Source organism: Roseibium sp. R5 (assembly GCF_055755305.1).
Genome location: NZ_CM146910.1, coordinates 864,288 through 878,563 on the forward strand (window position 1 = coordinate 864,288; position 14,276 = coordinate 878,563).

The following is a 14,276-nucleotide window of genomic DNA, read 5'->3' on the forward strand; positions in this document are numbered from 1 at the left end:
TCATGATCCGGCTTCTTTCAGCATTCGCGATTGGCCTTGTTTTCGGGACAGGCATTTTGATTTCCGGGATGGGCAATCCGGCCAAGGTTCTGAACTTTTTCGATGTTGCGGGGACGTGGGATCCGAGCCTGGCCTTCGTCATGGGCGGCGCCCTGACGGTTGCCGCAATTGGATACCGGCTCGCTTTCCGCATGAACTCTCCGGTCCTGGCCGCCGAGTTTTCGCTGCCGACAAAAACCGATCTGGATATGAAACTGATCGGCGGATCGGCTATCTTCGGCATAGGTTGGGGCATGAGCGGCTTCTGCCCAGGCGGACTGGTTCCGGTCCTCGGCCTTGGACTGAGCGGTCCATTGCTGACAGGTGCAGCGATTGTCGCAGGAGTTTTGGTGGCGCGCTGGATCACAACACTGGGGTCACGCCCCAGTCCGGCCCAAGCCTGAGAACAGAACTGGCGAAGCCAGACAACGGGAGACACACAATGAGTTCCTCGAACTATCCGGTCGATATGGCCATTATTCCAGAGGTCAAAGCGTTTTTTGACCCAGCCACAAACACGATCAGCTATGTGGTCAAGGATCCGGCGTCAAACGCCTGCGCGGTCGTCGACAGTGTGATGGACATCGACTACGCGGCCGGCCGCATCACATACGACCATGCCGATGAAATCATCGCCTACATTCAGGATAAAGATCTGGATCTTGAATGGCTGATTGAAACGCATGTTCATGCCGATCACCTGTCCGGCGCGCCGTACATTCAGGAAAAGCTGGGCGGCAAGCTCGGCATCGGTGAACAGATTACAGTTGTTCAGGAAACCTTCGGCAAGGTTTTCAACGAGGGCACCGAATTCCAGCGTGACGGCAGCCAGTTCGATCGCCTGTTCAAGGATGGCGACACGTATCAGATCGGCGAAATGACCGCCTTTGCCATGTATACACCCGGCCACACACCGGCCTGCATGGTGCATGTCATGGGCGATGCGGCGTTTGCGGGCGACACCTTGTTCATGCCGGATGGCGGATCTGCGCGCGCAGACTTTCCGGGCGGGGACGCCGGTACACTCTATGATTCCATCCAGAAGGTTCTCGCCCTTCCGGATGATATGCGCCTGTTCATGTGCCACGATTATGGCCCGAACGGCCGGGACATCGCCTGGGAAACCACGGTCGGCGATGAAAAAGCGCACAATATTCACGTCGGCGGCGGCAAGACACGGGAAGAGTTCGTCCGTTTCCGGACCGAGCGTGACGCCCAGTTGGATATGCCAAAGCTCATCATTCCGTCCCTTCAAGTGAACATGCGCGCCGGAAAATTGCCGCCCGCTGATGAGAGCGGAAAAACATTCCTGAAAGTGCCGGTTAACGGGCTCTGATTGACAAAAACGGGAGGCGGCGGCCATGCAGGTGGCATCCATAGACAAGCAGATTTCGGTTTGCCCGCAGATCATGCCGGAGGACGTGCCGGACATTGCACAGCAAGGGTTCCGGTCAATCATCTGCAACCGGCCGGATGGAGAAGCCGCCGACCAGCCGACATTTGAGGAAATCGAGGCTGCGGCCAAGAAATTCGGCCTTGAAGTCCGGTACCAGCCGATTACGGCCGGCAAGGTGCAGGATGAAGATGCCGATGCCTTTGGCGCGCATCTGGCCTTGCTGCCGAAACCGGTTCTTGCCTACTGCCGGACCGGGACCCGCTCGGCAACGCTTTGGTCTCTGTCTCAGGCAAATACCTTGCCGGTCGCCGGTATTCTGACAAAAACCAAAGCCGCTGGTTACGACATGGCAGGTGTTGTCCGCCGGATCGCAAATGGCGGGCGGACACCGACGGAAACTGCGGAAGATGCCCGTTTTGATGTCGTCATCGTCGGCGGAGGAGCTGCAGGGATATCGGTTGCGTCCAGCCTGCTGTCCCGGGACGATGATCTCGATATCGCCGTAATCGACCCGGCCGATGTACATTACTACCAGCCGGGCTGGACCATGGTCGGTGGCGGCATTTTTGATGCCTCCGACACGGCTAAAACCATGGCTTCGCTGATCCCCGCAGCCGTTCACTGGCTGAAATCTGCCGTTGCAGCATTTGAGCCGAAGGACAATGCGGTCATTCTGGATGGTTGCCGCGTGGTGAAATACGACCGGCTTGTGGTCTGCCCGGGGTTGAAACTGGATTGGCACGGCATTGAAGGTCTCGTCGACACGCTCGGCAAAAACGGCGTGACATCCAACTACCGGTATGACCTTGCGCCCTACACCTGGAAACTGGTGCAGGAGATGACGTCAGGCCGGGCCGTGTTCACCCAGCCGCCAATGCCGATCAAGTGTGCGGGCGCCCCTCAAAAGGCGATGTACCTTTCGGGGGACCACTGGACTAAATCAAGGCGCATCGACAACATCGACATCCAGTTCATGAATGCTGGCGGGGTCCTCTTTGGCGTGAAGGACTATGTCCCCGCCCTCATGGACTATGTAGCGCGCTACGATGCGACCCTTAATTTCTTCCACAATCTGATCTCGATCGATGGCCCCGCCAGGAAAGCCCGGTTTGAGATCAAAGAACCTGGGACGGATCCGCTTCAGGTCGATGTTGAGTTCAACATGATCCATGTAACGCCACCGCAGACGGCACCGGACTTTATTCGCGTCTCGCCGCTGGCCGATGCTGCCGGCTGGGTCGACGTGGATCAGGCGACCTTACGTCACAAGACCTATGACAACATCTGGTCGCTTGGCGATGTGATGAATGCGCCCAATGCGAAGACCGCGGCAGCAGCGCGCAAGCAGGCACCCGTGGTGGCGGAAAACATAATCTCAGACATCAACGGTCACAGCGCAACGGCGCAATACGACGGCTATGGCTCCTGTCCGCTCACCGTTGAGCGCGGAAAGATAGTTCTTGCAGAATTCGGCTATGGCGGAACGCTGTTGCCGAGCTTCCCGCGTTGGCTGGTGGACGGGACCAAGCCAACGCGGACCGCGTGGCTTTTGAAGGAACGGATTCTCCCTCCGATTTATTGGCGCGCCATGCTGCGCGGTAAGGAGTGGATGGCCAGACCGGAAAAAGTCACGGCAGCCTAGATAAAAGAGCCTTCCACAAAGGCTTGCCCCTAACTCTCTTTCGAGCCGGGAAACCGGCTCGATTTCTTTATGCAGTCTTCCCGGCGATGTGGCATGACCACGCCAGAGTTCTTGATACCATCAGGCAGAAAATGAGCGGATTGAAGCGTTACTTCCCCATCCTTGAATGGGGCAAAACCTACGACAAGACGACAGCAACCAGCGATCTGGTCGCTGCGGTCATTGTCACCATCATGCTCATTCCACAATCGCTTGCCTACGCCTTGCTGGCAGGACTGCCGCCGGAAGTCGGACTTTATGCATCGATCGCGCCGCTGGTGGCCTATGCCGTATTCGGCACCAGCCGGGCGCTCGCCGTGGGTCCGGTTGCCGTTGTTTCTCTGATGACGGCATCTGCCGTCGGTCAATTCGCGGCTCAAGGGACCCCCGAATATCTCGGCGCTGCGATTGCCCTTGCCTTCATTTCCGGATTGATGCTGGTCATTATGGGTCTGTTCCGGCTCGGGTTCCTTGCAAATCTTTTGAGCCACCCGGTGATCTCCGGTTTCATCACTGCATCAGGGCTTTTGATTGCCTCCAGTCAGTTGAAACATATTCTGGGCGTTCCAGCCCACGGTCATACGCTTTACGAGATCCTGCTTTCGATCGCCGCGCATCTCGATGAGGTGAACTGGATCACACTTATCATTGGCGCTGGCGCGACCGCGTTCCTGTTCTGGGTGCGCAAGGGTCTGAAAAGACTGCTGCTCGGCCTCGGTTTCAAACCGTTTTTCGCCGATATCCTGACCAAAGCCGGTCCCGTCGCGGCTGTCGCTGTGACGACACTCGCCTCGGCAGTGTTCTCCCTTGGCGACAAGGGCGTCCGGATCGTCGGTGATATCCCATCCGGCCTGCCCATGCCGCAATTACCCAGTTTCGACAGCGAGTTGTGGCTGGCGCTGGCGGGCCCAGCGCTTTTGATATCCGTGATCGGCTTTGTGGAATCCGTGTCCGTCGCACAGACCCTCGCGGCCAAGAAACGCCAAAGGATCGAACCGGATCAGGAGCTCATTGGTCTTGGCACATCGAACATCGCCTCCGCGCTGTCAGGCGGTTATCCGGTCACCGGAGGTTTTGCGCGGTCTGTGGTCAATTTCGATGCAGGCGCGGCCACGCCGGCGGCCGGCGCCTATACCGCCGTCGGCATTGCGCTCGCCACGCTTTTCTTAACGCCGCTCCTCACCCACCTCCCGCAGGCGACATTGGCTGCGACGATCATTGTTGCCGTGCTGTCGCTGGTCGATTTCGGTGCCGTAAAGCGGACATTCGCCTACTCGAAAAGCGATTTCACCGCGATGGCGGCAACCATCCTGATCACACTGTTTTTCGGCGTGGAACAGGGCGTTGTCGCCGGGGTCGGGCTATCCATCGCGCTTTATCTTTACCGGAACAGCCGGCCGCATATGGCCATCGTTGGCGTGGTGCCCGGCACGGAGCATTTCCGCAATATCGATCGGCACAAGGTCGTGACCGGAGAGCGGGTCCTGACCTTGCGGGTCGATGAAAGCCTGTTCTTTGCCAACAGCCGGTTCCTGGAAGACAAAATCTACGCTCTAGTCGCCGACCGCCCGAATATCGAGCACGTTGTGCTGATGTGCCCGGCGGTGAATGAAATTGACGCCAGCGCGCTCGAAAGTCTGGAAGAAATCAATCACCGGCTGTTCGATTCCGGCGTTTCCTTTCATCTGTCCGAGGTCAAGGGGCCTGTGATGGACCGGCTGAAACGGACGGATTTCCTTGATCATCTAACGGGCCAAGTGTTCCTCAGCCAATATGATGCGCTGGTCACGCTGGATCCTCTAACGGCGCATATTTCAGAATCGCGCACTCCAAAGAAAGCCGCTCGGTCCGATGTTTGGGCCGGACCGGAAATCTGAACCAAGTTTCTTCGATCTTGTCCGATCAGTTGTCGTTGTTTTGGGCCGACTGCAGGACGGGCTGAATGGCTTCACAGAACCGGAAATGCACCGGAGCCCGCTCGCCCTCCTGCACGATGAGTCCATTGGTGCCACGCGGCTGTACGGTCACGAGCTCGATGGCCTCACCGCCATCATTCAAGAGGCAATTGATCGCCGCACGTTGGGTGAACTGCTTGTCCTTTTCAGCCCCATAGACCTGACATATGCGGCTCGGCGTTTCCAAAAGCCCGCGGTAAATCGCAATGGCAGCGCCGGGGTCATTGCGGTCGATCCGGGGTGCCGGACAATTGCTCAAATCACGCACCCAGATGCCTTGCGCGAAATCTGCAAATCTCAGGTCCAGGGTCTTGCCCTTAAGCAACGGTGCAGAGCGTGGAACAGACCTTTTGAGATCGCCCTTGCCAGCTATGGCCGGCGCGGCTGCCACAGCTGCGGCAGCACAAAAACATGCAGCGATCACCCAACGGTTCATAACCACTTCCCCTCCTAAAGAGCTGTTCCTCCGTCCGCGCAGCTCCCTTCGCAAGCATGATGGAGACAGTTTTCGTTTGCCACGTCAACTTCTGCGATTCCGCTGCTTGCATTTTTCGAACATAAATGGAACAAAAGTGGAATGAAAACCGATATTCGTTCAGAAGGCAGCCGAATAGAGCTCGATAATCCGCTCACGGACGGGCGGCAATCGGAAACAGCACTGAAGGTATGGCGCGGCGCGGCGCGGCTGATGCGGCAACGCAAGTTTGCCTGCGCTGCGGAAGTCACGTTGGCTTCCGCACGCCGGGCAGACCTGTTGGCCCTTGGCCCGAAACACGAACTTTGGATTATTGAAGTGAAATCGTCGGTGGCCGACTTTCGCGCCGACCACAAATGGCCGGACTATCGTCAACACTGCGACCGGTTCTTCTTCGCTACCCATCCAGATGTTCCGTTGGACATCTTTCCTGAAGAAGCTGGTCTGATCATCTCTGATGGATACGGCGCAGAGATCTTGCGCGATGCACCCGAACACAAGGTTGCTGCTGCAACTCGAAAAGCCGTCACGTTGCGTTTTGCCCAGCATACGGCACACAGGCTGCACGCTCTTGTCGATCCGGAGGTCCGCCACCTTAACGACGGTCTTTAGGCTAGCGCTACAAATCCAGCATTCTGTTGCCACGTATAACTCCAGAAACAAATCACCTGGGTACCCGTGTCAGAACCAATCCACATCGTCTGGTTCAAGAAAGATCTGCGTGTTTTCGATCACGAGCCGCTCAAACGTGCGAGCCTGCAGGGCCCTGTTCTGCCGCTTTACGTTATTGAGCCGGACCTGTGGCGCCTGCAGGATATGTCGGCCCGCCACTATGCGTTTTTGTCTGAATCGTTGCAGGAGCTGAACCAGGAGCTTTCGCGCCTTGGACAGCCGTTGATGCTTTGCACCGGCTCGGTGACCGATGTGCTGACGTCTCTTTCCAAGCGTTATCGGATCGCCAGTCTCTGGTCCCACGAAGAAACCGGCAACGGCTGGACGTATCAGCGGGACAAAGAGGTTGCTGCCTGGTGCCGGGCCAATGCTGTCCCTTGGACGGAGTGCCGCCAGACTGGCGTTATCCGGCGGATAAAATCGCGCAATGGCTGGGCCGGGCAATGGGATCAGTTTATGGCGGAGCAACCGATTGACCCACCCGAACTCAAACCCCTTTCCGGCTTGTCTTCAGATCCGCTACCGAAAGCCGCAGACCTCGGGCTTGCCGCGGATCCCTGCCCGGATCGGCAGATTGGGGGGCGCGTGGCAGCTATGGAAACTCTGGAAAGTTTCTTGTTCGCCCGCGGAAAACCCTACCGTGCGGCCATGGCCACACCGGTGAAAGCATTTGAAGCCTGTTCGCGCATGTCGCCTTACCTCACCTTCGGAACAGTCTCCATGCGGGAAGTGGCGCAGGCGACATGGGCGCGGCAAGCAGAGTTAAAGCAGACAGATTTCAAAGGCCGCAGCACATGGCAGGGGGCAATGCGCTCCTTTTCAGGCCGTTTGCACTGGCACTGCCATTTCATGCAGAAGCTTGAGGACGAGCCGCGCCTCGAATTTAAAAACCTGCATCGCGCCTATGACGGCTTGCGGCCTTCAACGCCCGATGCGGAGCGGCTTCAAGCCTGGCAACGCGGTGAAACCGGACTGCCCTTTGTCGATGCCTGCATGCGCGCGCTGACCGCGACCGGTTGGATGAATTTCAGAATGCGGGCCATGCTGACAGCAGTTGCGAGCTATCACCTTTGGCTCGACTGGCGCCAACCCGGCCTGCATCTGGCACGCCTCTTCACCGACTATGAACCGGGCATTCACTGGTCGCAGATCCAGATGCAGTCGGGCACCACCGGGATCAACACGATTCGGATCTACAATCCGGTGAAACAAGGCAAGGATCAGGATCCGGACGGTGTGTTCGTCAAACGCTGGGTCCCGGAACTCAAAGACATCGATCCGGCCCATATTCATGAACCCTGGAAAGCGGAGAACGCCGGAAAGGTTCTCGGCAAGACCTATCCGTTCCCCGTTGTCGAGTATCTGTCGGCTGCCAAGGAGGCACGGGACAAGGTCTGGGCCGTGCGCAAGGGACAAGCATTTCGATCGGAAGCCTCCGGGATCCAGACCAAACATGGCAGCCGCAAGAGCGGGATCCCGATGCGCGGGCAGGAGAAACCCCGCCGCCGCACCCGGAAAGCCGCTGCCAATTCGGATCAGGCCGATCTTTTTGGGGATGCGACATGAAAATGCGCCGCAAAGGCGATCTGCCACAGAAAATCTGCGCGGCCTGCGGGCGGCCATTTGCCTGGCGCAAGAAATGGGCGCGGGACTGGGATGAGGTTAAATTTTGTTCCGAGCGCTGCAAGCGCGAGCGGAAGAAAATGTGACACTCATTCCTTGAACGCTTTCCCGGCCCTGAGCCGGGATCATGGCGGGTTGGGTCCCGGCTCAAGGCCGGGACCCAAACGTCGTCTGGAAATTCAGACAAAAAGGTTTGCAAGGCTCTCCAGATATTCCTGTTTGCCGGACACAGGTTGCGGCTCAAGATCCCGGGCATGTACCCGTTCGGCAAGCGCTTCAAGAGAGCTCCCTCCCTTCAGAACCTCCTGGTTCTCCGGCTTCTTCCAGCCAGCATAGCGATCCTCGACAAAACCTTTCATACGGCCATCTTCGATCATGGCAGCCGCCGCCTTGAGGCCACGCGCAATAGCGTCCGCCGAACCCACATGTGCCTGAATCAGATCAACCGGGTCGAGGGATTGGCGCCGCAATTTGGCGTCAAAGTTTGTGCCGCCGGTCGTGAAGCCACCCGCCATCAGGATCTCATAATAGGCCAGCGCCAGCTCCGGTACATTCATGCCGAAATGATCGGTGTCCCAACCGCACTGGTAATCGTTCCGGTTCATGTCAACGGACCCGAAAATACCCAATGACCGGGCCATGTGCAGCTCATGCTCGAACGAATGGCCAGCAAGGATTGCGTGGCCCTGTTCGATGTTCATTTTGACCTCGTGTTCAAGGCCGTAAGCTTTCAGGAAGCCGTAAACGGTTGCAACATCATAGTCGTACTGGTGCTTGGACGGCTCTTGCGGTTTGGGTTCAATCAGGATCGCGCCTTTGAAACCGATCTTGTGCTTGTATTCGACCACCATATTGAGGAAGCGGCCAAGCTGGTCCAGTTCCTGTTTGATGTTGGTGTTCAGCAGGGTCTCATACCCCTCGCGCCCGCCCCATAGAACATAGTTCGCCCCGCCCAGGCGTTGGGTGACATCCATGGCGTTTTTGACCTGGGCTGCCGCATAGGCAAAGACATCCGGGTTCGGATTGGTCGCAGCGCCGGACATGTACCGGCGGTTGGAGAACATGTTGGCTGTTCCCCAAAGAAGTTTCACGCCGGTCTTGGCCATCTTACTTTCAAAGATGTCGGCAATCGCATTCACATTGGCATTGCTTTCCGCCAGCGTTTTGCCTTCCGGCGCAATGTCGCGGTCATGGAAGGTGAAAAACGGCATTCCGAGGATCTGGAACATCTCAAAAGCCACATCGGCCTTGAGCTTTGCCTGTTCCATCGGGTCGCCGCCAGCTGCCATCCAGGTGCGGTTGAAGGTCTCGCCACCAAAAGGATCAGAGCCCGGCCAGCAGAAATTGTGCCAGTAACATACGGCAAGCCGCAGGTGATCTTCCATCCGTTTTCCAAAGACGACTTCGTCTTTGTTGTAGTGGCGGTAGGTCAGCGGATCGCGGCTGTCGGGTCCGGCGAATTGGATCGGCTGCAGATCGCCGAAAAAACCAGTGCTCATGAAAGTATCTCCTTTAAAAACCGGCCTGCTTGAATGCCGGATACAGTTTTTGCCAGCGCTGATAAGCATCGGCATAAGCGGGAATAAGGGTTGGGTTGGGATCAATGGTGGTTCGAAGCGCTGGCTTGATGAAGACACCCTCGGTGGAACCGAGAGCCGCAGCTTGACCCAGGCGCGCAGCCCCAAGAGAGGCTCCGAAATCGCCGTCGATTGGGACATCGATCGGCACTTCCAAGAGGCTCGCGATGATCTCCAGCCAGACCTCAGATCTGGATCCGCCGCCAACAGCCAGCAGACGGTCAACTTTCGTGCCGGCAGCGGTCAACGCTACGAGGCAGTCTTTCAAGGCAAAGGCCACCCCATCCAGAACGGCATGGGTCAGCTCTGCATCGCCCGTCTCGTGGGAAATCCCGGCGAACCCTGCCCGGATCGCCACATCATTGTGGGGCGTCCGCTCGCCGCCGAGGTACGGAAGGAAAGACACATCTGACGGCCCAGCCGCGCTCCCAAGCGCCGCCGTCAACTCCCCCGGGGTTTTCTTCAGCCGACTTGCCAGCCAGTTGAGACTGTCGGTCGCCGACAGGATCACGCCCATCTGGTGCCAGGTGTTTGGCACGGCATGACAAAAGGCATGGACAGCATTTTCCACATTGGGCGAGAAGCGATCATTGGTGACAAAAAGCACCCCGGACGTGCCAAGCGAAACAAACCCGGAACCCGGCTCCACCGCTCCGACCCCGCAGGCGGATGCGGCGTTGTCGCCGCCGCCGCCGGCAACAACCGGAGCCTTGTCAAATCCCCAGCGGGCGCACAGATCTGATGTCACTTCACCTGAGACGTCCGCCCCTTCCACGAGGCGCGGCATGTTCTGGCGGTTCAAACCTGTGGCGGCCAAAAGCTCGTCGCTCCAGTCGCGCTTTGCCACATCCATCCAGAGCGTTCCGGCGCTGTCGGACATGTCCCCGGCATAGATCCCGGTGAGTTTAAAACGCACATAGTCCTTGGGCAGCAGAACCATGGCCGTCTTTGCAAAGACTTCCGGCTCGTTCTCACGCACCCACTGCAACTTTGGGGCAGTGAAACCCGGCATCACCCGGTTGCCGCCAAGGCTCAGGAACTTCGGTTCTACCGCTTCAAGATCCGCGCATTGTTTTGCGGACCGGCTGTCATTCCACAAGATGCAAGGCCGTAATGGCTTGCCGTCTGCATCCAGCAGCGTCGCCCCATGCATGTGACCGGACAATCCGATGCCTCTCACGGCGGCCAACTTTGAAGGCACTTGCTGCTTCAAACTGTCGAGGACCGTTTCGCAGGCGGTCCACCAGCTCTCCGGATCCTGTTCAGACCAGCCTGGGTGCGGACGTCCGACCGTCAACTCCGCCGTTGCGGACGCCACAAGGACCTGATTTTCATCGAGCAAGATCGCTTTGACCGAACTGGTACCAATATCAAGGCCAATAAACATGAGGTGCGTTCCTCATTTTGGTTTCAAAAGAATGCCGAAGCCTCAACCTTGAGGCCCGGCATTGGCACATCGTCCGAACTGACCCAAACAATGATTGCGGTCAATTCGAGGGATGGCCCGCACCATGGCGCGGGCCAAAAAGTCTATCCGACGACCGTGTCGTCAACAATTGCGCCAGGTCCGGGAGTTGCGCCTGGAGGACATTTGCCCAGGATGATCATGCCGAGAACATCATCATCGGTGACATCCCCGGTCTTGGCCGTCCCGACCAGCTGACCGTTCTTCATGACGGCAATCCGGTCACACAACTGGAAAACATCGTGGATGTCGTGGCTAATCAGGAAGATACCGAGGCCCTGCTTCTTCAGCTCCTGAATGAGCTCAGCCACCATCTGGGTTTCATGCACCCCGAGCGCCGCCGTCGGCTCATCCATGATCAGGATCTTGGCGTTGAAGTAAACGGCCCGGGCAATCGCAACGGACTGACGCTGACCACCAGACAGGGCTTTCACCGGCGCATGGAACTTTTTAAAGTTCGGGTTGAGCCGGCCCATGATCTTGCGGGTTTCCGCCTCCATGGCATCGTCGTCGACAAACCCGAGCGGCGAGGTGAGCTCCCGGCCGAGAAACAGGTTCGACGCGGCATCGAGATTGTCTGCCAGCGCAAGCGTCTGGTAGATGGTTTCAATGTTTTGAGCACGCGCATCACGCGGCGAATGAATATGCACTTCATTGCCGTTGATGCGGATCTCACCGCTGTCGGCCTTGTAGGCCCCGGACAGGATTTTGATCAGCGTCGACTTGCCGGCACCATTGTGGCCCAGAAGACCGACCACTTCACCGGGAAAAAGATCAACGGAGACATGGTCCACTGCGCGCACCCCGCCAAAGGAGATGCACATGTCTTTCATTTCTACGAGAGGGGCGGTCATTGTTACTCTCCCGTGCGCTTGCGGTAGATGATGTCGACCAGAACGGCGAGCACAAGCACCGTACCAACAACAATATTCTGAAGCGGAGCATCGACACCAACCATCGCCATGCCCGATTGCAGTGACTGCATGATCAAGGCACCGAGAATTGCGCCGTAGATCGTACCGACACCACCGGCCAGCGCCGTACCGCCGATAACCGCGGCTGCAATGACGCGGAGTTCGTCAAGCGTGCCGATGTCGTTGGTGGAGAACCCGAGGCGGGCTGCGGCGACGGCTGCGGCCAGAGCACTGAGGCCGCCCATGATGGCAAACACCTTGACCGTCAAGAATCGTGTGTTGATGCCGGAAAGTTCCGCTGCATCCGGATTGCCGCCGGTCGCGAAGATGTAGCGGCCGAGACGTGTGCGCCGGGCAACAACGGTCATGACCACAGCCACAATAATGAGAAGGACGACGGAATACGGAATACCATAGCCCATGGTTAGGCCTTCCGGCAGTGTCTCGCCAGATGCCTCAAACATCCGGCGCAACCGGGCTTTCGGGATGTCGTATGCGTTCAAGATCGCAACAAACCCGAGAATTGCAGCCGTCGTGATTACGCCCATGGTGACTTCCGCCCACACCGGTTTGACCGGGAACCCATGCGAGGACTTGCGGCGGCGCGATGCGATCTGAAGCCAAAGGGCGGCAGCGACGGCCAGTATGCCGAAGATCCAGGACCCGGTTTCGCCCATCGTACCGCCGATGCCACCAATCATCGTGAAGGTGTCGTCGAGCGGCCCGATCGTTTGACCGGAGGTAATGAACCAGGCAACGTTCCGCCAGACGAGAAGCCCGCCAAGGGTGACGATAAAGGCAGGAATGCCAAGATAGCCGATCATCCAGCCCTGGAAACCGCCAATGATCACTCCGACGAAAACACCGGACAGGATGGCCAGCACCCAGATTACCGGGTGTCCGAGCCCCATGAATTGCGGGAGGATATCCGTCTGGACCACTGCCATCACAGCTGCAACAGTGGCGAGCACCGAGCCAACCGACAAGTCGATGTGGCGTGTGACGATTACGAAGACCATGCCTGTTGCCATGATCGCAACGGAGACGGTCTGGATCGTCAGATTGAAGATGTTGCGCGGGGTTAGGAACCGGCCTTCAGTGAACACATTGAACACCAGGCACAGGACGATGAACGCGCCAATCATGCCCAAAAGGCGCGTATCCAGCTGCAACGCGGTAAAGAAGTTTCGTGCCGTCGGGCTCTTAGAGCCGGACAGTGCCGTATCGGACATTGCGGTTACTCCTGCTTGGAGACCATTTGCTTTTTCAAAAGCCGGGTGGCCAGCCCATGGGGACTGACCTCTCCGGCGCCCCGATCATGCGGTCCGGGCTCAGAGCCCGGACCGTTTCGTTGTTTTTCTTAGTTACAAGGAGCCGGGCCGTTTTCGACGCCCTGGCACAGATCGTCCTTGGAGATCCAGCCGGCATCAACAACAGCAGTCAGGTTGTCCTTGGTGATCGGCATCGGAGCCAGGAACTTCGCAGTCAGCTCGGTGCCGCCCGGTGAAGTCCAGCTGCTTGCGCCGTCCACCGAAGACATCTCACCGCCGTTGGCGAGTGCAACTGCGATTTCACCGGCGGCCTTGCCAAGATCCCGCGCATCTTTCCAAACGGACACGGTCTGCGTGCCGCGTGCAACGCGGTTCAAGGCAGCATGATCGCCATCCTGACCGGAAACCGGGGTGCCTTCCATGCCTTGTGCAGTCAGTGCAGCAACTGCACCACCCGCGGTGCCGTCGTTGGACGCAACCACCGCATCAACGTTGTTGTCGTTGGCGGTCAGGATCTGCTCCATGTTGCGCTGAGCATTCGCCGGCAACCAGCCATCGGTGTAAGCTTCACCAACGATCTTGATGTCGCCGCTGTCGATTGCTGCTTGAAGAACTTCCTGCTGACCACCGCGCAAGAAGTCTGCGTTCGGATCGGTCGGGGAGCCCTTGATCATCACGTAGTTGCCCTTCGGCTGCACAGCCAGGACGGCAGCAGCCTGCATACGGCCAACTTCAACGTTGTCGAAGGTTAGGTAGAACGCCCGCGGATCCTCGATCAAACGGTCGTAACCGACAACCGGAATGCCTTCATCAGCTGCAGCCTGGACCGCCGGGCCAATTGCCTGTGCGTCCTGGGCAAGGATGATCAAAGCGTTTGCGCCCTGCGCGATCAATGCCTCAACGTCGGATAGCTGCTTGGCAGATGAGCTCTGAGCGTCAGCGGAGATGTATTTCGCGCCCGCAGCGTCCAGCGCGGACTTGATCGCGGCTTCATCAGTTTTCCAACGCTCTTCCTGGAAATTGGACCAGCTGACACCGACCACGATGTCTTCAGCGTGGGCAGCGGTCAGAGCAGTTGCGGACACAAGGGCGCCCGCCAGCAATGTGGTGAACTTGCGCATCGTTATCATTCCTCCCATCGGTGCCGCATGATGTCGAAGCACAGCACCTGAAACACGTTTGTTTGTGGCCGGACCGGATCCGGTAAA

13 protein-coding genes are annotated in these 14,276 nt (G+C 58.1%); 7 read left to right on the plus strand and 6 right to left on the minus strand.

Annotated features, from left to right (window positions below):
* Positions 1-2: 2 nt before the first annotated feature.
* The 4 genes from AC0J4F_RS03940 to AC0J4F_RS03955 all read left to right on the plus strand — a co-directional run bounded on the left by AC0J4F_RS03940 (position 3) and on the right by AC0J4F_RS03955 (position 4,993).
* On the plus strand, positions 3-443 hold the full coding sequence (locus AC0J4F_RS03940; RefSeq protein ID WP_422019826.1) for a DUF6691 family protein: 441 nt from the start codon (positions 3-5) through the stop codon (positions 441-443).
* A 38-nt stretch (positions 444-481) separates the two neighbouring features.
* Positions 482-1,375 carry an MBL fold metallo-hydrolase gene (locus AC0J4F_RS03945; RefSeq protein ID WP_306147942.1) on the plus strand — a complete coding sequence of 298 codons (894 nt, stop codon included), beginning with the start codon at positions 482-484 and terminating at the stop codon, positions 1,373-1,375.
* 25 nt (positions 1,376-1,400) lie between these two features.
* Entirely contained in the window at positions 1,401-3,077 is a 1,677-nt protein-coding gene (locus tag AC0J4F_RS03950; protein ID WP_473025469.1) for a bifunctional protein tyrosine phosphatase family protein/NAD(P)/FAD-dependent oxidoreductase, read from the plus strand.
* 131 nt (positions 3,078-3,208) lie between these two features.
* A complete protein-coding gene (locus AC0J4F_RS03955; protein WP_473025470.1) occupies positions 3,209-4,993 on the plus strand; it encodes a SulP family inorganic anion transporter in 1,785 nt (594 codons plus the stop codon).
* 25 nt (positions 4,994-5,018) lie between these two features.
* Here AC0J4F_RS03955 and AC0J4F_RS03960 read toward each other — a convergent pair whose 3' ends face one another.
* Positions 5,019-5,507 (minus strand): hypothetical protein, encoded by a 489-nt coding sequence (locus AC0J4F_RS03960; protein WP_473025471.1) that lies wholly within the window; start codon positions 5,505-5,507, stop codon positions 5,019-5,021.
* Between the two features lie 141 nt (positions 5,508-5,648).
* Here AC0J4F_RS03960 and AC0J4F_RS03965 point away from each other — a divergent pair, with 141 nt between their 5' ends.
* The 3 genes from AC0J4F_RS03965 (at position 5,649) to AC0J4F_RS03975 (ending at position 7,927) form a co-directional block, all read left to right on the plus strand.
* A complete protein-coding gene (locus tag AC0J4F_RS03965) occupies positions 5,649-6,158 on the plus strand; it encodes an MmcB family DNA repair protein (RefSeq protein WP_473025472.1) in 510 nt (169 codons plus the stop codon).
* 66 nt (positions 6,159-6,224) lie between these two features.
* Complete coding sequence (locus AC0J4F_RS03970; RefSeq protein WP_473025473.1) at positions 6,225-7,784, plus strand: FAD-binding domain-containing protein; 1,560 nt, start codon at positions 6,225-6,227, stop codon at positions 7,782-7,784.
* Positions 7,781-7,927, plus strand: a complete 147-nt coding sequence (locus tag AC0J4F_RS03975; RefSeq protein WP_133949449.1) for a DUF2256 domain-containing protein — start codon at positions 7,781-7,783, stop codon at positions 7,925-7,927. Before AC0J4F_RS03970 ends, AC0J4F_RS03975 begins: the two co-directional genes overlap by 4 nt.
* Before the next feature lie 93 nt (positions 7,928-8,020).
* Here AC0J4F_RS03975 and xylA read toward each other — a convergent pair whose 3' ends face one another.
* From xylA to xylF, 5 genes are all read right to left on the minus strand, one after another.
* The gene (gene xylA, locus AC0J4F_RS03980) at positions 8,021-9,340 is read right to left on the minus strand and encodes a xylose isomerase (protein WP_473025474.1); all 1,320 of its coding nucleotides are present in this window, start codon (positions 9,338-9,340) and stop codon (positions 8,021-8,023) included.
* A 13-nt stretch (positions 9,341-9,353) separates the two neighbouring features.
* Complete coding sequence (gene xylB / locus AC0J4F_RS03985) at positions 9,354-10,805, minus strand: xylulokinase (RefSeq protein WP_473025475.1); 1,452 nt, start codon at positions 10,803-10,805, stop codon at positions 9,354-9,356.
* Between the two features lie 143 nt (positions 10,806-10,948).
* Positions 10,949-11,716 (minus strand): ATP-binding cassette domain-containing protein, encoded by a 768-nt coding sequence (locus tag AC0J4F_RS03990; protein WP_008197073.1) that lies wholly within the window; start codon positions 11,714-11,716, stop codon positions 10,949-10,951.
* Between the two features lie 23 nt (positions 11,717-11,739).
* Entirely contained in the window at positions 11,740-13,029 is a 1,290-nt protein-coding gene (locus tag AC0J4F_RS03995; protein ID WP_133949455.1) for a sugar ABC transporter permease, read from the minus strand.
* A 128-nt stretch (positions 13,030-13,157) separates the two neighbouring features.
* Positions 13,158-14,189, minus strand: coding sequence for a D-xylose ABC transporter substrate-binding protein (gene xylF, locus AC0J4F_RS04000; protein WP_055673696.1), 1,032 nt, complete (start codon positions 14,187-14,189; stop codon positions 13,158-13,160).
* Positions 14,190-14,276: the final 87 nt, after the last annotated feature.